The organism is Sphingomonas sabuli (assembly GCF_014352855.1).
Taxonomy (GTDB): domain Bacteria; phylum Pseudomonadota; class Alphaproteobacteria; order Sphingomonadales; family Sphingomonadaceae; genus Sphingomicrobium; species Sphingomicrobium sabuli.
Genome location: NZ_CP060697.1, coordinates 2,466,802 through 2,484,740 on the forward strand (window position 1 = coordinate 2,466,802; position 17,939 = coordinate 2,484,740).

17 protein-coding genes are annotated in these 17,939 nt (G+C 66.1%); 6 read left to right on the top strand and 11 right to left on the bottom strand.

Annotation, left to right across the window (positions count from 1 at the left end; all coding sequences use genetic code 11):
• Window positions 1-16: 16 nt before the first annotated feature.
• Entirely contained in the window at window positions 17-1,039 is a 1,023-nt protein-coding gene (locus H8M03_RS12360) for a potassium channel family protein (RefSeq protein WP_187479714.1), read from the bottom strand.
• Window positions 1,040-1,126: 87 nt separating this feature from the next.
• On the opposite strand from H8M03_RS12360, the gene H8M03_RS12365 reads away from it, so the two are divergent.
• A complete protein-coding gene (locus tag H8M03_RS12365) occupies window positions 1,127-2,449 on the top strand; it encodes a UDP-glucose dehydrogenase family protein (RefSeq protein ID WP_187479715.1) in 1,323 nt (440 codons plus the stop codon).
• 57 nt (window positions 2,450-2,506) lie between these two features.
• Here H8M03_RS12365 and H8M03_RS12370 read toward each other — a convergent pair whose 3' ends face one another.
• Window positions 2,507-3,415: a leishmanolysin-related zinc metalloendopeptidase gene (locus H8M03_RS12370; protein WP_187479716.1), complete on the bottom strand. Its 909-nt coding sequence runs from the start codon at window positions 3,413-3,415 to the stop codon at window positions 2,507-2,509.
• A gap of 220 nt (window positions 3,416-3,635) precedes the next feature.
• Between H8M03_RS12370 and H8M03_RS12375 the strand changes: the two genes are divergently transcribed.
• A complete protein-coding gene (locus H8M03_RS12375) occupies window positions 3,636-5,642 on the top strand; it encodes a GSCFA domain-containing protein (protein ID WP_187479717.1) in 2,007 nt (668 codons plus the stop codon).
• A gap of 115 nt (window positions 5,643-5,757) precedes the next feature.
• Window positions 5,758-6,141 (top strand): response regulator transcription factor, encoded by a 384-nt coding sequence (locus H8M03_RS12380; protein ID WP_187479718.1) that lies wholly within the window; start codon window positions 5,758-5,760, stop codon window positions 6,139-6,141.
• Window positions 6,142-6,150: 9 nt separating this feature from the next.
• On the opposite strand, the gene H8M03_RS12385 is transcribed toward H8M03_RS12380, so the two are convergent.
• The 5 genes from H8M03_RS12385 to parE form a co-directional block, all read right to left on the bottom strand.
• Complete coding sequence (locus tag H8M03_RS12385; RefSeq protein ID WP_187479719.1) at window positions 6,151-6,591, bottom strand: hypothetical protein; 441 nt, start codon at window positions 6,589-6,591, stop codon at window positions 6,151-6,153.
• Window positions 6,592-6,728: 137 nt separating this feature from the next.
• On the bottom strand, window positions 6,729-7,697 hold the full coding sequence (locus tag H8M03_RS12390; protein ID WP_246448916.1) for a histidine kinase dimerization/phosphoacceptor domain -containing protein: 969 nt from the start codon (window positions 7,695-7,697) through the stop codon (window positions 6,729-6,731).
• Window positions 7,698-7,759: 62 nt separating this feature from the next.
• Complete coding sequence (locus tag H8M03_RS12395) at window positions 7,760-8,203, bottom strand: response regulator (RefSeq protein WP_187479720.1); 444 nt, start codon at window positions 8,201-8,203, stop codon at window positions 7,760-7,762.
• A complete protein-coding gene (locus H8M03_RS12400) occupies window positions 8,200-9,726 on the bottom strand; it encodes a sensor histidine kinase (RefSeq protein ID WP_187479721.1) in 1,527 nt (508 codons plus the stop codon). Before H8M03_RS12400 ends, H8M03_RS12395 begins: the two co-directional genes overlap by 4 nt.
• Window positions 9,704-11,683: a DNA topoisomerase IV subunit B gene (gene parE / locus H8M03_RS12405; protein ID WP_187479722.1), complete on the bottom strand. Its 1,980-nt coding sequence runs from the start codon at window positions 11,681-11,683 to the stop codon at window positions 9,704-9,706. Before parE ends, H8M03_RS12400 begins: the two co-directional genes overlap by 23 nt.
• Window positions 11,684-11,821: 138 nt before the next feature.
• Between parE and H8M03_RS12410 the strand changes: the two genes are divergently transcribed.
• The gene (locus H8M03_RS12410) at window positions 11,822-12,364 is read left to right on the top strand and encodes a hypothetical protein (RefSeq protein WP_187479723.1); all 543 of its coding nucleotides are present in this window, start codon (window positions 11,822-11,824) and stop codon (window positions 12,362-12,364) included.
• Between the two features lie 3 nt (window positions 12,365-12,367).
• Here H8M03_RS12410 and H8M03_RS12415 read toward each other — a convergent pair whose 3' ends face one another.
• Window positions 12,368-13,390 carry a phytanoyl-CoA dioxygenase family protein gene (locus tag H8M03_RS12415; protein ID WP_187479724.1) on the bottom strand — a complete coding sequence of 341 codons (1,023 nt, stop codon included), beginning with the start codon at window positions 13,388-13,390 and terminating at the stop codon, window positions 12,368-12,370.
• Window positions 13,391-13,402: 12 nt separating this feature from the next.
• Window positions 13,403-14,086: a GcrA family cell cycle regulator gene (locus tag H8M03_RS12420; RefSeq protein WP_187479725.1), complete on the bottom strand. Its 684-nt coding sequence runs from the start codon at window positions 14,084-14,086 to the stop codon at window positions 13,403-13,405.
• A 79-nt stretch (window positions 14,087-14,165) separates the two neighbouring features.
• On the opposite strand from H8M03_RS12420, the gene H8M03_RS12425 reads away from it, so the two are divergent.
• Both H8M03_RS12425 and H8M03_RS12430 read left to right on the top strand, forming a co-directional pair.
• Window positions 14,166-15,008: an ABC transporter permease gene (locus tag H8M03_RS12425; protein ID WP_246448918.1), complete on the top strand. Its 843-nt coding sequence runs from the start codon at window positions 14,166-14,168 to the stop codon at window positions 15,006-15,008.
• A 35-nt stretch (window positions 15,009-15,043) separates the two neighbouring features.
• Complete coding sequence (locus H8M03_RS12430; protein ID WP_187479727.1) at window positions 15,044-16,033, top strand: GSCFA domain-containing protein; 990 nt, start codon at window positions 15,044-15,046, stop codon at window positions 16,031-16,033.
• Between the two features lie 85 nt (window positions 16,034-16,118).
• On the opposite strand, the gene H8M03_RS12435 is transcribed toward H8M03_RS12430, so the two are convergent.
• The gene (locus H8M03_RS12435) at window positions 16,119-16,886 is read right to left on the bottom strand and encodes a hypothetical protein (protein ID WP_187479728.1); all 768 of its coding nucleotides are present in this window, start codon (window positions 16,884-16,886) and stop codon (window positions 16,119-16,121) included.
• A gap of 142 nt (window positions 16,887-17,028) precedes the next feature.
• A complete protein-coding gene (locus H8M03_RS12440; RefSeq protein ID WP_187479729.1) occupies window positions 17,029-17,868 on the bottom strand; it encodes a class I SAM-dependent methyltransferase in 840 nt (279 codons plus the stop codon).
• Window positions 17,869-17,939 lie beyond the last annotated feature (71 nt).

Below are 17,939 nucleotides of genomic sequence, written 5' to 3' on the forward strand. Positions count from 1 at the left end.
GGGTGCCGTCGCTTGCCTAGGCGGAGTCGACGATCTCCAAGATCCAGTCGCCTTCCTGCAGGCTGAGCGCTGCGGCGCTGTCATGCGCGAACGGCATGCCGTTGCGCAGCAGTCGGACCGGCTGGCCGGTGACGATCTCGTTCATCGGCTTGCCCACTTCCTCGCGCGTGATCGACCGTTCACGAAGCATGACCTTGCCTTCGCTGGTGGCGAGGTCGGCAAGATATTCGGCGCGGTACGGCCCCTGGAGCGAGCTGGCGAGCAGCAGGCCCGCGAAGCTCACCGGATTGATGACGGTGTCGGCCCCGGCCTGGCGGGCGATATCCTCATTGTCGCCTTCGCGGATGGTCACGCTGATGTTGACCTTGTCGGACAATTTGCGAGCCGTGAGCACGATCAGGATCGCGCTGTCGTCGCGGCCGGCGGAAATCAGCAGCGCCTTGGCCCGCTCGACATGGGCGGCGCGCAGCGTTTCGTCGCGGCTGGCGTCCCCCTGCAGAACGGCGACGCCGCATTCGCTCGCCCGGTCCAGTGCTTCGGGATCGGGATCGATGACGACCAGCGTCCGCGGGTCCACCCCGCGCGTCAGCAGTTCGTCGAGCGCCTTGCTGTTGCTCACCCCGTGCCCCGCAAGGATGATGTGGTCGCACAGGTTTCGCTGAATGCGTTTCATGACCCAATTATTCCACGTTTTCTTGATGACGAAAGTGTAGGCGGTTCCCGCCAGCACGAGGATGAAGAAGATACGGATAGGCGTGACGATCAGGGCGTCGAACAGCCGCGCCTTGGCGGTCACCGGGACGATGTCGCCATAGCCGGTGGTGGTCGCGCTGATCATCGTGAAATAGAGCACGTCGGTGAAATTGACCTCACCGTCGTAATTGTCGTGCAGGCTGTCGCGCTCGATCCAGTGAAAGCCGATGATCAGCACCAGCAGCGAAAACAGCACGAGCATGCGGATCGCGAATTGCGCCCATGGCCGCAACGACGGCTTGCGCCGCAGGGTCATGTGGGTGAGGTCCTTGCCGCGGTGCCGCATCGCGTGCCTGTATGCGATGCTTTGCGCGGCTGGCCAACAGCTTAAGCGATGGCTAAGGGACGCGCGCCCCCGCTTTAGGAGTAGTGAATGCGCATTGCGATGATCGGAACCGGCTATGTCGGCCTGGTTTCCGGAGCCTGTTTCGCTGATTTCGGCCATGATGTGACTTGCGTCGACAAGGACGCGGGCAAGATCGACGCGATCAACCGCGGCGTCATGCCGATCTGGGAGCCGGGTCTGGAAGCGCTGGTCAAGGCCAATGCCGATCGCGGCCGGCTGGCGTTCACGACCGACATCAAGGACGGCGTCAAGGACGCGGAGGCGGTGTTCATCGCGGTCGGCACGCCGGCACGGCGCGGCGACGGCCACGCGGACCTGAGCTTCGTGTTCGCCGCCGTGCGCGAACTGGCCAAGGCGCTCCAGGGTCCGGCGGTGATCGTTACCAAGTCGACCGTCCCAGTCGGCACCGGCGACGAGATCGCGCGCATCCTGGCCGAAGAAGGCGCGCCCGAAGGCACCAGCGTCGCGTCCAACCCCGAATTCCTGCGCGAAGGCGCGGCCATCGCCGACTTCAAGCATCCGGACCGGATCGTCGTCGGCACCGACGACGACCATGCCCGCGAAGTGCTGCGCGAAATCTACCGGCCGCTGTTTCTCAACAAGGCGCCGATCCTGTTCACCGGCCGGCGCACCGCGGAACTTACCAAATATGCCGCCAATGCGTTCCTGGCGGTCAAGATCAGCTTCATCAACGAGATCGCGGACTTGTGCGAAGCGGTCGGCGCAGACGTCCAGGAAGTCGCTCGCGGCATCGGGCTCGACAACCGCATCGGTCCGAAGTTCCTGCATCCCGGCCCGGGCTATGGCGGCAGCTGCTTCCCCAAGGATACGCTGGCGCTGCTCCAGACCGCGAACGAGGCCGGCGTTCCGCAACGGATCGTCAACACGGTGGTCAAGGTCAATGACGACCGCAAGGCGTCGATGGCGGGCCGCGTGACGTCCGCGCTGGGCGGGTCGGTCAAGGGCAAGCGGATCGGCGTGCTGGGCCTCGCCTTCAAGCCGAACACCGACGATATGCGCGATGCCGCGTCCATTCCGCTGATCCAGTCGCTGACCGAAGACGGCGCGGACGTGATCGCCTTCGATCCGGCGGCGATGGACAATGCGAAGGGCATGATCGACGGCCTTGCCTGCGCCAACGACGCGTACGCCGTGGCCAACGGTGCCGATGCGCTGGTGATCGTCACCGAATGGGACGAATTCCGTGCGCTCGACCTCGACAAGCTGGCCGCGACCATGCGCGGCAAGGCGCTGATCGACCTGCGCAACGTCTACGATCCCGAGGAAGCGGAAAAGGCCGGCCTCGACTATCGCGGCATCGGCCGCGGACGGGCGCGCCCGGCGGCATAAAAAACGCCTCCCCGGGATGTCCGGCGAGGCGCCTTTTCTCTGCCGGTTGAGGCGGGATCAGACCAGCACGTAGCCCTGGTCGATGACCGAACCGTAATTCGGATTGATGACGTAGCCGAGGTCGGCAAAGGACGCCGCGCTCATCTCGGTGAAGTAGTTCGTGCCTTCGTTGATGTAGCCGGTCATCAGCTCGTTATCGAAAAATTCCTCGTCCCAGTGCGACCCGGCCGTGCCCGACCCGCCGTCCTGTTCGACCGGGATGAAGCCGGTGCCGCCAAGGTCGTGGAATTCGGCGACGGCGTTGGACCCGGTGAACTGGCCATTGGTAACCAGGCCCAGGCGATCCCAGATCGATCCGAAGCCGAGGCTGTGCGCCATTTCGTGGAGCACGACGTCGGTGAAGGCCGCCAGGCCCATGTCCTGCACGTCGACGATGTCGAACTGCATCTGCGCGGTCGCGGGAAGCGAGCTTGCCGTGCGTACCGACGTCGGGCCGGCCTGGCCGAGCACGCCGTACAGGCCGTCGATCTGGCCAAGCTCTGCAGTGATGGTGATGTCGTCGACGGTGGTCACCGTACCGCGGTTGCGGATGCTGACGTTGGGCAGGTCGCCGACGATCAGCGAAGTCAGCTGGTCCGCGGCCAGCACGAAGATGTCGTGCAGTTCCTGGGTCCAGGTGCCGTTGAAGACGATGGTGATGTTGAAGCCGGCGGTGCTGTCGGCCGGGCCGCTGGTGTACGGGCTGAAGCTCGTCCCGCCGCCCGAACCGCCGCCGCCGTTGGGGTTGCCGCCGCCGCCGCCATTGCCGCCACGGGCAGAGGCGACGTCGTTCACGGTAATGACGTGGGTCAGGTCGACGCCGACGACGCGCGAAGTCGTTTCCGGAACCTGCACGCGAAGGTCGAGACCGCGCGCATGACCCTGGCCGAAGCCGGAGTTTCCATTGTCGCTGGCGTAGGCGTTCACTTCATTCTGAAAGCGGCCGTAAGGCATGGCAAATAAGCTCCCCATTCTCTCGTGGCCGGCCCCGTACCGGCGCGAATCGGGGAAGCTTAACGGCTGTTAAGCTTCGCGCAAGCTATTGATTTCATTAAGCGCAACTCAGTTAAGCAGGGTTAGTGAACGCACGCTTTGCGAGGGCGAGGAGTCGAGCTAAGTCTACCGCTCGTCAGTCGCTGGAGGCCGTGTGGAAGGCTCCGTTGTCGGGATCGGCAATTGCCAGGTCGAAGTGATGATCCGCATTGCAGGGGACGCTCTCGGGCTGACTCCGCGTTTCATCCATTCGAACCGCTTCCGTGCCGACAAGGCGTTCGCGTCCGAGGTCATTTCCGATGCCCAGCTTGTCTTTGCCAATTACGGGCAGTTGCATGCCGAGGTGACGCAATTCATCCGCGATGAACTCGGCCGCAGCGTGCCTGTCCTGCCCGCGCCGAAATTCTATTTCATCGGCTTCCATCCCGACGTGGTGTTGCCCTCGTCCGTCGAGGGGGAGCGGCGCACCCTGCCGCTGGGCAACACCAATTCGGCAATCCTCCTCGCCGCCTTTCGCCAGGGCCTGTCGGTCGGCGAAGCAGTGACCTTGTTCAAGGACGAGGTGTTCGAAGCGCTCGGCTATTACGATGCCTATCCGCTGGCGGTCAGAATGCTGGTCAAGCAATGCCTGCGGTGCGGGATCGACGTTCGGCGTTTCCTGCCCAGATGGCTGAACAAGGGGCCGTTCGTTTACGTGCCTCTCCATCCCCGCGCTGACGTTCTGCGCGACGTCACGGTCTTGCTATTGCAGTCCGTCGACTTGCTGGGCGCCGGCGCGAAGGTCGATCCGGGCGAAGACATGTTCGCCCGCAACGTCATCTGGCCGATCTATCCGGAGATCGGCGATCGTCTTGGACTGCCCGGCAATTACGTATTCATGCCGAAGAACACCGCGTTGAAAGCCGAAGCGCGCTTCGATCCGATGGACCTGCAGACCTTCACGGAGCGGACGTTTGCGATCTACGCGGCCGAGCCGCCGGACTATACCTGCTTTTCGCGCCACGACGATCCCAACTTCCACAATTTGCGCCGCTTCCTGCGATCGCGCGCGCGCGGCAGCGGCAGGGGCAACGACAATCCGTATCGCGGACTGCCCGTTACCAGCTGGTGGGCCAAGGCGGTCGCCGCGCCGGCGATGCAGGCGGTCGACCCGGTGGTGGGCGCCAAGTTCACGATCGGCCGTACCGAAAAGGTCGCGACGGCCGGCAGCTGCTTTGCCCAGCACATCGCCCAACGCCTGACCGCAGCCGGGCTCAACTACCTTGTGACCGAACAGGCGCCGCCAGAGTGCGCCGATCCCGCGAGCGAGGATTACGGGCTGTTCACCGCCCGCTTCGGCAATATCTACACCGTGCGCCAGCTGCTTCAGCTCGCCCACCGGGCCTATGGCGCCTTCGTACCCGAAACGCAGCTATGGCCAGTCGGCGACGACGGCTTCGTCGATCCCTTCCGCCCGCGCATCGGCGCGGCGCCCTTTGCCACGCGAGACGCGCTCGAACGATCGCGGGACGTGCATTTCGCCGCAGTGCGGGAGATGTTCGAGACCGCGGACGTCTTCATCTTCACCCTTGGCCTGACCGAGGCCTGGCAGGCCGCCGCCGATGGTGCGGAGGTTCCGCTGGCGCCGGGCGTGGTCGGCGCGGACGTGCCGCAAGGCGCCTATGTCCCGGTCAACCACAAGGTGGCGGACGTCATCGCCGACCTGCATGAGCTGATCGCGCTGTTCCGCCAGCACAACGCCGCGGCGCGCATCGTCCTGACCGTCTCGCCGGTCCCCCTGATCGCGACATTCGAGGCAGAACACGTGTTGACGGCGACGACCTACAGCAAGTCGGTCCTGCGCGCGGCGGCGGGCGAAGTGGCGTCCCATTACGACCATGTCGACTATTTCCCCTCGTTCGAGATCGTCACCGGCAGCTTCACGCGCGGGCGGTATTTCGACACCGACCTGCGAACGGTGAAAGCGGCCGGCGTCGACCATGTGATGGGGCGTTTCCTCCATCATTATTACGGTATGGGCGGCACCGAATTGCCCGCGGCTAGCGATTCTTCCAGACGCCTAGTGGCAGAGACGCAAGCTGGCATGAACGTGGTGTGTGACGAGGAAGAGATCGCCGCCCGATCCGTGGACCGACCGCCCGCGAGCCCCTTGGCTTCCTGACGATTTGATCGGCGGTCCGGGCAAGCCGATATGCAGCGCGACCGATGAGGTTTGCGTTTAACGCGATTTTTACGGCGTCCGTGGCAGGCAGTGCTCACGTTGTGGGGAGTCTGCCGTGGCCAGGATCATCATTGCCGACGATGACGAGCTGGTGGTGGACATCGTCCGTGCCGCGCTTGAGGCGCGCGGCCATATCGTTGGGGCGCTGCCCGACGGCGTTGCGGTTCAGGCGGTGCTACAATCGAAGCGCCCGGACCTGCTTATCCTCGACTGCAACATGCCGGAAAAAGGTGGCATCACGGCCCTTCGCGAGGTGCGCGCCGCGGCGGGCAGCTACGACATTCCGGTACTGATGCTGACGGCCCGCACGGCCAAGTCGGACGAATGGCTAGCCTATCAATCCGGCGCCGACGATTTCCTGCGCAAGCCGTTCGATGCCGACCAGCTGGTGGCCCGCGCCGAAGCCCTGCTTGGGGACAGTCGACGCCTGCGGGCCTGACGTCCGCGCCTATGGCGCCTTTTGCCAGCTCGCCACGGTATAGCCGCGCTCCTGCAGGCAACCTTCCATTGCCAGCTTGATCGCCTTTTCCTTCTTGGCGCGCTTGGCCCGCGACATGCCCCACGCACCGCCGAGGACGGCAAAGGGCAGCAGGACGATGGTCGCGCTTGCGGCTGCAAGACCGGCATAGCCGCCCACCGCCGCGGCGGCGGTTCCGCCGGCGGCAACGGTCGCAGCCCCCGCCGCCGCGCCGGCGCCCGCGGACGCCATGCGGCCGGTTGAGTCCAGCTTTCCGGCGACCAGCAGTTGCTGACATTCAAGATAGGCGGCGTCGAACCCGGCGCGGTCGGCGCTGGCATAGCCAAGCACCGGCGTGAATTCGCGCGGCCGCGAGGAGCAGCCGGACACGGCAACCGCCGCCGCCGCGATAGCAAGAACCATGCGCTTCATCGGCGCCCCTCCATATGACGAGCCCCATCTCGCCGGGCGGAAAGCTCGACCGGCGGAACGTTCAAGTCAACCAACGAGGTTTGAGCGGCCGTTGCGCCTTGGGCAACAGCAGCCCCGCGCAGTTTCTACCCCCTGCCTCAGCTGAGCTTGATCACCAGACGCTGGGCCGTGCCGCTGTCCGTGGGCAGGGTTTCGACCTTGCTTTTCAGACCGCGCGCCATCGCGCCGACGATGCGCGTGCCAAGCCCGGTGCCGGCGGGCGCCTGCGCATTGCCAAGGCCGACCCCGTCGTCGGCGACGGTCAGCGCGGCGCTGTCTTCCCCGACCCGTTCGAGCGTCACCGTGATGGTGCCGCCCTGGTCCGGCGCGAACGCATATTTGGTGGCGTTGCTGACCAGTTCGTTGACGATCACGCCGACGGAGATGGCGACGTCGGTCGGCACCTCGATCGATTCTCCGGAAACGTCGAGGCGGACCCGCTCCTTCAACTGCGGCAGGCTGTCGCGCAGGTCTCCGGCTAGGTTGCGCAGATAGTCGTGCAGGTCGACGGTGGCGAGGTCGCTGCCGGTGTACAGCCGCTGGTGGACGTTGCTGATGGCGCGGATACGGTTCTGGATATCGTCGAGCGCGCCGCGCACTTCGGCATCGCCGGTCTGGTTGGCCTGCATGGCAACGAAGCCGAGCACCATCTGCAGGCTGTTGGACACGCGGTGATGGACTTCGCGGACCATCATCTCGAGATGCTCGTTGGCGACGCGCAATTGCGCCTCGGCGCTGCGCTTGTCGCGTTCCAGCTTGTCGCGCGTCAGCGCCTGGCGGAAACGGCCGGCGAGCAGATCGAAGAAGCTTTCGCCGACCGTCTTGACGACGAAGTCGAGCGCACCGCCATGGATCGCCTCGACCGCGGTCGAGGTGTCGTCGTTGCCGGTGACGAACACGACCGGCGGATGGTCTTCCCTGGCGACGATCTCCGCGAGCATTTCGCGGCCGCTTTTGCCCGGCATGTGATTGTCGACGGCGACCAGGTCGAACTGGCCCGCTTCGAGCAGCCGAGTGCCCTCGTCGGCGCTGGCCGCGGTGGTCACGGCAAAGCCCCGGCGTCCCATCGCCCGCTCGATCAGCCGGCGAAGCCCGTCGTCGTCGTCGACGTAAAGGATTCGCGGCTCGCTTATTGGGGGTCGACCTCTGGGACCTGGATCACCGCCAGGAACAGGCCGAGCTGCCGGATGGCGTCGGCAAAGCTTTCGTAATTCACCGGCTTGGTGATGTAGACGTTGCAGCCGAGGTCGTAGCAGCGCTGGATTTCGACCTTGTCGTCGGTGGTGGTGAGGACCACGACCGGGGTGCGGTGAAGGCGCTCGTCCTGCTTGATCTTCTCGAGGATCGAAGTGCCGCTCATGTCCGGCAGGTTGAGGTCGAGGAGGACCATCGCCGGGCCGTTGAGCGCCGGGCCTTCGGGCGAGTTGAACAGATAGTCGAGCGCCGTCGTGCCATCGGTGAAATGGCGGATATCGTTGGAAATGCCGGCGCGGCGGATGTTCTTTTCGATCAGGCGCGCATGCCCCTCATCGTCTTCGATCATGATGATTCCGACCGATTCCGTCTTGCTCATGCCACCGTTTCCCTCGAGATGAATTTGTCCGGAAGCGACAGGGTGAACGTCGATCCCTCGCCAACTTCGGATTGCATCGTGATCGTCCCGCCAAGGCGATAAGCCAAGGCACGGACATTTGCCAAGCCGATGCCTTCGCCCGGCTGGTCCTGAGTCCCGGCGCGGCGGAACAGTTCGAAAATCCGTTCCTGGTCGGCCGGGGCCACGCCGCGCCCGTTATCGACGACGTCGATATCCACCATCCGCCCATGGCGGCGGCCGCGCACCGTCACTTCCCCGGGCCGGCCGGGCTGAAGATATTTGAGCGCGTTTTCGACCAGGTTGGACAGGATCTGCTCGATCGCGATCCGGTCGCTTTCCAGCGGCGGCAGGGACTCCACGGCGACCGTCGCGCCGGCATCTTCCGCGCGCTGGTGGAGCGAGGCGACGACGCCGTCGGCCAGCGCGTCCATGTCGAGCCGCTCAGGCGTCAGCTGGCGCCGGCCTTGGCGCGACAGTTCGAGGATCGAGTTGATCAGCCGGTCCATCTTCTCCGTCGACTTGCGGATGAAGTCGAGCGCCTCGGGCAGGTCCTCGTCGGCCGCCCGCCAGACGGTCTCATCGCGCAGTTCCGGCCGGTCGGCGAATAGCTTTTCGAGGAACGCGCGGATGTCCTTGCGCGACTGGTCGAGCTCGGACGTGAAGCCGAGCACGTTGACCAGCGGCGAACGCAAATCGTGGCTGACGATATAAGCGAAGCGCTGGATTTCCTGGTTGGCGCGGATGAGTTCGGCGGTGCGGCGCTCGACCGCTTCCTCAAGCCCCTCGTTGGCGACCCGCAGCCGAGCCTGCGCGCGCGTCAGGTCGCGGTTGAAGCGCAGGACGAGCAGCACCGCGGCGAGCAGGACGGCCACAAGCAGCGCCAGCGCGATGCCGCTGACGGTGTACAGCTGGACCAGGGAATCGAGCTGGTTGCGGTTGCGCTGGGACAGCAGGTGCGTTTCGGCGTCGACCATTTCCGTGGCGATGCGGCGCACGGTCCGCACGATGATGACGCCGCGCTCGGCATTGAAGTCCGCCGTGGTCACGTCGAGCGTTGCCTGCCGGGGGTCGGCGAACATCGCATTGATCAGCGCCTCGCGCTCGGCCCGCAGGCGCAGGATCGCTTCCAGACGGCGCAGCTGCGCGGGATTGTCGCTGATCAGGCCGCGCAGCCGCGTGGCTTCGGTATCGAAGCCGGTCGCAGCGCGCTGGACGGTTGCGGAAAACGCCGGGTCGGGCTGGATAAGGAAGCCGCGGCGGCCGGTTTCGATCCGTTCATTCAGCGCCGACAGGCGGTTGATCGACGCCTGCACCTCCAGCGTATGTTCGACCGCGTCGGTATCGTCGGTGATGCTTTGCAGGGTCAGCGCCGCGAAGACGACGGCAATGACCAGCATGACCGCGCCGACCGCCAGCAACAGACCGACCGTGCGGCGGCCGCTCCCTTCCCGGCGATCGTCCGCGACCGGCCCGGCTGGATCAGGCGTCGACTGAAGCTTCATCGACGGCTGCGGCGCTGTTCTGGATGAACTCGAACCTCTTGGCAGGGTCGCGGCCCATCAGCCGCTCGACCAGATCCTTGACCGGCTGCCGATCCTCATATTCGCTGGGCAGCTGGATCTTGATGAGCGACCGGCTGTCCGGGCTCATCGTGGTTTCCTTCAGCTGGTTGGGGTTCATTTCGCCGAGCCCCTTGAAGCGCGACACTTCGACCTTCTTGCCTTTGAACTCGGTCGCCTCGAGCTCCGCGCGGTGGGCGTCGTCGCGGGCGTAGAGCGTGCGCGCACCGGCGGTCAGGCGATAGAGTGGCGGCTGGGCCAGGTAGAGATGCCCGCGCTGCACCAGCTCGCCCATTTCCTGGAAGAAAAAGGTCATCAGCAGAGTCGCGATATGGGCGCCGTCGACGTCGGCGTCGGTCATGATGATGATCTTCTCGTAGCGCAGCGCGCTCTCGTCGAACTTGTCGCGGGTGCCACAGCCCAGCGCCAGCTGGAGGTCGGCGATCTCGCTATTGGCGCGGATTTTATCGGCGGTGGCAGACGCGACGTTGAGGATTTTGCCGCGGATCGGCAGGATCGCCTGGGTCTTGCGGTCGCGCGCCTGCTTGGCCGACCCGCCCGCGCTGTCGCCTTCGACGATGAACAATTCGGTCCCGGCGCTGTCGTCGTTGGCGCAATCGGTCAGCTTGCCGGGCAGGCGCAGCTTGCGCGCGCTGGTCGCGGTCTTGCGCTGGACCTCGCGTTCGGCGCGGCGCTTGAGCCGTTCGTCCATCCGCTCGATGACGGAGCCGAGCAAGGCGCGCCCGCGGTCCATGTTGTCGGCCAGATAATGGTCGAAATGGTCGCGCACCGCCGCTTCGACGAAGCGCGCCGCTTCGAGGCTGGTCAACCGGTCCTTGGTCTGGCTCTGGAAATGCGGGTTGCGGATGAAGATGCTGAGCATCAGCTCGATGCCGTTGAACACGTCATCGGGCGTGATGTTCTTGGCTTTTTTCTCACCGACCAAGTCACCGAACGCGCGCAGACCCTTGCTCAGCGCGGCGCGCAAGCCGGCTTCGTGCGTGCCGCCGTCCGGGGTCGGGATGGTGTTGCAATAATAGGATTGCGAGCCTTCGGAGTAGAGCGGCCAAGCGACCGCCCATTCCGCGCTGCCCTGGCTGTCGGGAAAGTCCTGCTTGCCCGTGAACGGCTCGGCGGTGACGCAGGGGCGGTCGCCAAGCTGCTCCTTGAGATGGTCGGCCAAACCATTGGCGAACTGGAACACCGCCTGTTCGGGAACCTTGTCGGACGACAGCGCGGGGTCGCAGCGCCAGCGGATCTCGACGCCGGCAAAAAGGTAGGCCTTGGACCGGGCAAGGCGATAAAGGCGCTCGGGCGAAAAGGTCGCCTCGGCGCCGAAAATCTCCGGGTCAGGGGTGAAGGTGACGGTGGTGCCGCGGCGGTTGGGCGCGGCGCCGATTTCCTCCAGCGAGGAGGACGCATGGCCGCGCGCGAAGCTCTGGCGATACAGTTTCTTGTCGCGGGCGACCTCGACGATGGTTTCGGTCGACAGCGCGTTGACCACCGACACGCCGACCCCGTGCAGGCCGCCCGACGTGGAATAGGCCTTGCCTTCAAACTTCCCGCCCGAATGCAGGGTGGTCATGATCACTTCGAGCGCCGACTTGCCCGGATATTTGGGATGTTCGTCGACCGGCATGCCGCGGCCGTTGTCGGTGACCGTCAGCCGGTTGCCGGCGTCGAGCGTGACCTCGATCCGGCTGGCGTGACCGGCGACCGCCTCGTCCATCGAATTGTCGATGACTTCCGCCGCCAGGTGATGGAGCGCGCGAGCGTCCGTGCCGCCGATGTACATGCCCGGACGGCGGCGGACCGGCTCCAGCCCCTCCAGCACCTCGATCGAGGAGGCGTCGTAGCTGGCGGACGGATCGGCGGACTTGGAAGAAAACAGGTCGGACATTGCCGTCCGCTATAGGGCGCGGATTCTTCCCCTGCCAAGCGGCGCCGTCCGCCTTTTCCACAAGTGCGCGCGGCGGTGCCTGCTTTGCATGTGCGCGCCGATGCGGCATAATCGCCGCTCGCTGACAGGAGATTTTCGATGCGCCTTCGCCCGATCTTGCTCATCCTTGCCGCAGGCAGCGCGGCGCCGGCGCTTGCCCAACAGGGTCCCGGGGCACCTGCGTCGATGGGTCCCAACGATCTGAACCGCACCGGAAGCATGGCCAACAGCGTCCCGCGCAACGAGCTCCCGACCTATGGGGGCGGCATCGTGCTGCCCAATTCCCCCGGCGATGTGACCCGGTCCAGCGAAGTCAGCAAGGCCGAGCGCGAGCGGGTGATGGGAGAGGTAAGGACACTGGCGACGCAACGCCGTGCGGAAGCCGTGGCACTGGCCGAGCGGGTCAAGAAGGGTGCGGAAGTGCCGCCGTCGCTTGCGGCCACGCTGCGCGAAGCGCTCGACCGCGACATCGAGCTGTGGAGGCTCGAATATACGGTCGAGGCTCAACAGGCCGCGACGATGCGCTCGAAATGGGTCAAGGATCCCGCCGCCCTGACGGCGGCGGAATGGGTGCTGTGGCGCGCCGCCTGGTACGAAGAGCGCGACAAATGGGCTGCGCAAAGCCAAAGCGCCGCTCGCTAGAGATCAGGGGTCGAGCGGCCGTTTGTCGCCGGACTCCCGCCAGTGCTGGCGGGCGAGGCCAAGGCGGTCGAGCCGGTCGAGCAACCCCATCAGCAGCGGCGCCCGCCGGCGCCTGAACGGTCCCTTTGAAAACAGGTCCAGCCCGGTCCACGGCAGGAAGGGCGACCGGCGCGCGAACGCCCAGATTTCGACCCGGACGCTCGGCTGCGGCGACGGCCCGCGGGCGTGAAAACCGTAGGTGTCGATGACCACCAGCGTGTTCGCCGGCACCGCGAAGCGGGTCGGCCGGGGCAGGCCCAACGCGGACAGTTCGCTTTCGCCGACGCGGAGCGACCCGCGCTGCGACAGGCGATCGGCGTTGCGGATGCCTAGGCTGCGCGCCTGCTCCCACGCCAGCCTCCGCCCGTCGGCGCGATGCGATCCGGCGACATAGGTCAGCGGCGCCGATTCCTCCGCGACGTCGGTCAGGAACAGCCACGCCTTCATCGACGGGTGGAAGGTGTCGGAATGCAGCTCGATCTGCGGGTCTGGCTCGCCCTGCGCGGCGCCGGCGGACACCGTCTGCACGTAGTAAAAAGGCTCGCTCGTCGTGCTCGCGACATAGGCCAGCAGACCGCGCCAGCGCGGATCGTCGAGCAACTCGTCGAGCGCGGGAAAACGTCGGCGCAGCGCCGGGCCGATCGGGACTCGCCGGGTCAGCGTATCGCCCTGCTGTTGCTCGCGCGCCGGCAGCGACGCGGTAAGCAGGCTGTCACGCAGCGCGGCGAATTGCCCGGCAGGCAGGAAGTCGGGCACCGCGACGAAGCCGTCCCGGTCGAACCGTTCGCGCCAGTCGGCCGGCACCGCGGCCGCCAGCCGCCGGCGGCGCGATCGGGCGAGGCGGTGGGCAAGCTTGACCCGGCGCGCATGCAGGCCGCGGCGGTTGAGCCGTTCCGACCCGATCAGCGGATTGTCGGCAAAGCTCTTCGCGCCGGTACCCAGCGCCAGCAGCCACAGCGGTGCGCGCCACCAGCGGAGGAGCGCCATGGTCAGGAACGCCTAGCGGACCCGGGGACCACCGAACGGCAGCGGCGGCGGCGGGCGACGGTCGCGGCGCGGCAACTGCGCCTGGTAGGCGACGCCGCAATGCTCGACGCAATAGGGATAGCCCGGGTTCGACGGCTGGCCGCAGAAATGAAAGTCGGGCTCGCCTGGATGACCCATCGGCCATTTGCAGATGCGCTCGTTGAGGTCGAGCAGGCTGGTCTTGTCGGCAACCTCCGGGCTCGGCTTGGCCGGAACCAGGCGGCGCGGCGGGGCCGGCGGGATCGGCGCCTGCTGATCGCCCGGGCCCTGGCGGATGAAGCCGCCGGGACCGACCGAACGATATTGCACATTATCGCCCTTCGGCTGGGCGCGCTGCGGCTGCGGCTGCGGGGCCGGCGCGGCCTTGGCCTGTGCGGGCGGCGGCGGTGGTGGCGGCGGCGGAGTCGCGGCCTTCGGCGCCGGCTTGGCGGCGGCCGGGGCTGGCTTGGCAGCGCGCGGCTTGGGCGCGGCCTTGGCGGCGGACCCGTCGTCGCCCGGCTTCACCGGCGAGGGGCGCGATTCCAGGCCGAGGCGGTGCGCCTTGCCGATCACGGCATTGCGGCTCACGCCGCCCAGCTTCTCCGCGATCTCGCTTGCGGTGGCGCCATCGTGCCACATCGTCTTCAGGCGCTCGATGCGCTCTTCGGTCCAGGACATTGTTCTAATCACTCCGAATCTCGTTCGCCCGGCCGGGCGCGGCTTGCCGCCCGACTGCTCAACCGATAGGCGCAACCGGGTGACCGATCGACCTTCCAGCTCCCAGTCTTCGCCATGGCTCGCTCGGCCGCCGGGCGACCCGGTGCTGAGTGGCGTCAACTGGGGAGGGCTTCAGACCCTCTATATCAAGGAGGTGCGCCGGTTCTTCAAGGTGCAGATGCAGACGGTGTGGGCGCCGGCGATCACCACCTTGCTCTATCTGGCCATTTTCACCGTCGCGCTGGGCCGCAGCGGGCGGATGGTCATGGGCGTCCACTTCGCCGATTTCATCGCGCCCGGGCTGATCGTCATGGCGATGATCCAGAATGCGTTCGCCAATTCCAGCTTCTCTCTGCTGGTCGGCAAGATCCAGGGCAATATCGTCGATTATCTGATGCCGCCCCTGTCGACCGCGGAGCTCATGGCGGGGATCATCGGCGCCGCCGTCACCCGCGCCTTCTTCGTCGGTTTTGCCGTATGGCTGGCGATGTCGCTGTGGCCCGGGGTGTCGGTGTCGATCGCGCACCCGCTGTGGGCCTTCTGGTTCGGGCTGATGGGTTCGCTGATGCTGGCGCTGCTCGGGCTGCTGACCTCGCTGTGGGCGGAAAAGTTCGACCATGCGGCGGTGGTGTCAAACTTCGTCGTCACGCCGCTGTCCCTGCTGTCCGGCACCTTCTATTCGGTCGAGGCGCTGTCCCCGACCTTCCAGGCGATCAGCCACGCCAACCCCTTCTTCTACGTCATCTCGGGCTTCCGCTACGGCTTCCTCGGCATCAGCGATTCCCCGATCCTCGTCGGTGCGATCGGCCTGCTGGTGCTCAACCTGCTGCTTGCCGGCCTGACCTTTGCGCTGCTGCGCAGCGGGTGGAAGATCAAGGCGTGAGCGGTGTAAGGCTGGCCCGCAGCAGGGGGTAACGGATGGCGGACAAGATCATCGGCTACGACCTTCCGACGAAGGATTTTTCCGTCGCCGACGACGAGCCGGACAAGCCGCACCTGATGTATTACCAGATGGCCGGCAAGAAACGCCGCGCCCATGGCAGTTGGTATCGCGGCGAGACCACCAATTTCCACCCGATGCGCGACAGTTTGGGCGAACCGGACGCGGTCGCCAAGTATGTCGGGCACGGCTGGTTTCCCGAAGCGCCGTTCATCACCCGCGACCATTACATCACCGCGTTCGGCAGTTGCTTCGCGGCCGAGGTCACCAAGTTCCTGGTGCGCAACAAGTATAACGTCTTCGGCAAGGACCTCAGCCTCAACGCGCACGTGATCCGGTCGGGGGAGGGCATCGTCAACACCGCTGCCCTGCGCCAGCAATTCGACTGGGCGGTCGGCGATTACCGCCCGCAGGAGCAGGTTTGGCAGGACGCGGACGGCAGCGATGTCGAGGTGAGCGAGGAGATCCGCGACAATACGCGCGACATTTTCCACCGCACCGACGTTTTCATCTTCACGCTCGGCCTGTCGGAAGTGTGGTACGACAAGATTACCGGCGAGGTGTTCTGGCGGGCGATCCCCAATCAGAAATTCGACCCCGAACGCCACGGTTTCCGGGTCATGGGCGTCGCGGAAAATCGCGAGAACATCACCGCGGTTTACCACATGATTCGCGCCATCCGGCCCGACGCGCAGATCATCTTCACTTTGTCGCCGGTCCCGCTGGCCGCGACCTTCCGGCCGATATCCTGCATCACCGCCAACGCGGTTTCCAAGGCGTCGCTGCGCATGGCGATCGACGAATTGATGCGGGAATTCGAAGGCGACCCGCGGCTGCATTACTTCCCGTCCTACGAGATCGTGACGGCCTTCCTGCCGGACGCTTTCGGCGTCGACCTGCGCCACCCGCGGCCCGAAGCGGTCGACTTCATAATGCGCACCTTCCAGCAATATTTCCTTCGCGACTGAGCGCGCGAAAGGGCAGGGGCGTCATCGCCCCGGCCGGTTGCCGACAAGGCTTGCCAGAGGGTTCCGCGACCCCCGCTGGATCGAATTACGCCTGGCCCACGCAGGGGCTGGTCGCGCCTTTTCCGTTCGGGCCCCATTTGCGATAGCCCGAGGAATCGACGTGGAAACGGCGGCCCGAATAGAAACCGAGGCCGGTGTCGTAGGCCTGACCTTCGCGGGCATGGGCGGCACAGACCGAGCGGATCATGTCGGCGCGGGCGACCTTGGTGTCGAGCGGCGTCAGGTCGAGCGCAAAGAAGTGGCGATGGGCGCTTTTGGGAGCGCCGTTCGAACAGCTGTTGAGGCCTTCGTTGCGATAGGCGGACAGCGGTTCGACCTGGCCAACGGCCGGAACGACGTTGTCGCGCACGAACTGCAGCGTCTTGACGATATGGTCCCACTTGTCGGCCGGCGGGGTCTCGAACGGCTCCGCGGCGCATTCCTTCCACGACGACGAGGTGCGGACCAGCTGCCACATAGGGACGACCGCTTCGACGCCCTGCGCGGCGAGGTAGGACCGAAAGCGCGACAGCTCCGCGCGATGAGCCGGCGAAGCGCGCAGCCAATCGCGGAAATCGTCCGCCGTCTGACCGACCGCAAGGCCGGATTCCGGAACATGGGCGTTCGCCGCGGCGAGCCCGAATTCGGCGCCGAACGCGGCCACCGCGCGGCGGGCCTGCGGCGCCAGCTTGGTCACCGGCGAAGCGGCCTGTTCCGCCGTCGCCACGATCGCATCGGGCGACGGACCAAAGCTGCCCAGAGGCAACAGGAGGAGCGAGGCCGCGACTGCGGCAAAACGGATAAATGTAAGCATATCAATAAGATAGTTACGTTTCAGCTGATTTTCAAGGTGTCGCGAGCCCCACGCGCCGGCAGTTTTCCGCCGCGATTACGGACTCGAAACGATCCCCCGTGCAACCAGCCGTAGCCGATCGGCCGGCGACTCGAAACCGGAGTCAGAGCGGCTTGACGAACTTCAGGGTCATCCGGTCGCTTTCACCGATCGCGGCATATTTCGCGCGGTCTTTGTCCTTGAGGGCGAAGGAGGGCGGGAGGGTCCAGACGCCTTCCGGCCAGTCGGCCGTGTCCTGCGGATTGGCATTGATGTCCGATTCCGCGGCCAGGCGGAAACCGGCGGCTGCGGCCAGCGCCTTGACCGTCGAGGCCTTGATGTAGCCGCTGTTGCGTTCGCGCTCCGCGCTGGCGCCTTCCGGCAGCCGGTGATCGACGATTCCCAGCACGCCGCCGGGCTTCAGCATGGCGAACATCTGGCTGAAGGCGGCCGCGCTGTAATCGGCCTTGTCGTCGCGGCGATACCCCATCCGCCAATTGTGGACGTTGCGGAAGGTCAGCACCGCATCGACGCTGCCGGCCGGGATTTCCGCGGCCTTACCGTCGAACACGGGGAAATCGGCATAGGTCACGGGGCCGTAGGTTGCGGCATTTGCGGCCTTCAGCTTGTCGAGGCCGCTGCGGCCCCAGGTGGGCGCTGCGGCAATCAACCGGCCGCCGCCCGCGGCCAGGTAAGGCGCCAGGATTTCGGTATACCAGCCGCCGCCCGGCCACACCTCGACCACCGTGTCGGTTGGCCGGATGCCGAAAAAGGCGAGCGTCTCGGCGGGGTGGCGATAGGGGTCGCGGGCGCGGTTGGCTTCGCTCCGCACCGGTCCGGCCACCGCGGCCTGCAGCGCGGCCAGATCGGCGCCGCGCGACAGGACGGGCCCCGGCGCGACGGCACAGGACGCCAGCGGCAGCGTGGCGGCGGCAAGCAGCAGGATAGAAAAAGCGCGGTTCATCCGATGTCCCCTCATCCAATGTGAAGGGTCACCCTAGACGACCGGGCGCTGTCGGCAACCGTGCCGAAAGT

Excerpts from the sequence above, each read along its gene's own strand:
- H8M03_RS12360 (WP_187479714.1), bottom strand. The coding sequence starts at position 1,039 with ATGCGGCACCGCGGCAAGGACCTCACCCACATGACCCTGCGGCGCAAG.
- H8M03_RS12365 (WP_187479715.1), top strand. The coding sequence starts at position 1,127 with ATGCGCATTGCGATGATCGGAACCGGCTATGTCGGCCTGGTTTCCGGA.
- H8M03_RS12385 (WP_187479719.1), bottom strand. The coding sequence starts at position 6,591 with ATGAAGCGCATGGTTCTTGCTATCGCGGCGGCGGCGGTTGCCGTGTCC.
- H8M03_RS12390 (WP_246448916.1), bottom strand. The coding sequence starts at position 7,697 with ATGGGACGCCGGGGCTTTGCCGTGACCACCGCGGCCAGCGCCGACGAG.
- H8M03_RS12395 (WP_187479720.1), bottom strand. The coding sequence starts at position 8,203 with ATGAGCAAGACGGAATCGGTCGGAATCATCATGATCGAAGACGATGAG.
- H8M03_RS12400 (WP_187479721.1), bottom strand. The coding sequence starts at position 9,726 with ATGAAGCTTCAGTCGACGCCTGATCCAGCCGGGCCGGTCGCGGACGAT.
- parE (WP_187479722.1), bottom strand. The coding sequence starts at position 11,683 with ATGTCCGACCTGTTTTCTTCCAAGTCCGCCGATCCGTCCGCCAGCTAC.
- H8M03_RS12410 (WP_187479723.1), top strand. The coding sequence starts at position 11,822 with ATGCGCCTTCGCCCGATCTTGCTCATCCTTGCCGCAGGCAGCGCGGCG.
- H8M03_RS12415 (WP_187479724.1), bottom strand. The coding sequence starts at position 13,390 with ATGGCGCTCCTCCGCTGGTGGCGCGCACCGCTGTGGCTGCTGGCGCTG.
- H8M03_RS12420 (WP_187479725.1), bottom strand. The coding sequence starts at position 14,086 with ATGTCCTGGACCGAAGAGCGCATCGAGCGCCTGAAGACGATGTGGCAC.
- H8M03_RS12430 (WP_187479727.1), top strand. The coding sequence starts at position 15,044 with ATGGCGGACAAGATCATCGGCTACGACCTTCCGACGAAGGATTTTTCC.
- H8M03_RS12435 (WP_187479728.1), bottom strand. The coding sequence starts at position 16,886 with ATGCTTACATTTATCCGTTTTGCCGCAGTCGCGGCCTCGCTCCTCCTG.
- H8M03_RS12440 (WP_187479729.1), bottom strand. The coding sequence starts at position 17,868 with ATGAACCGCGCTTTTTCTATCCTGCTGCTTGCCGCCGCCACGCTGCCG.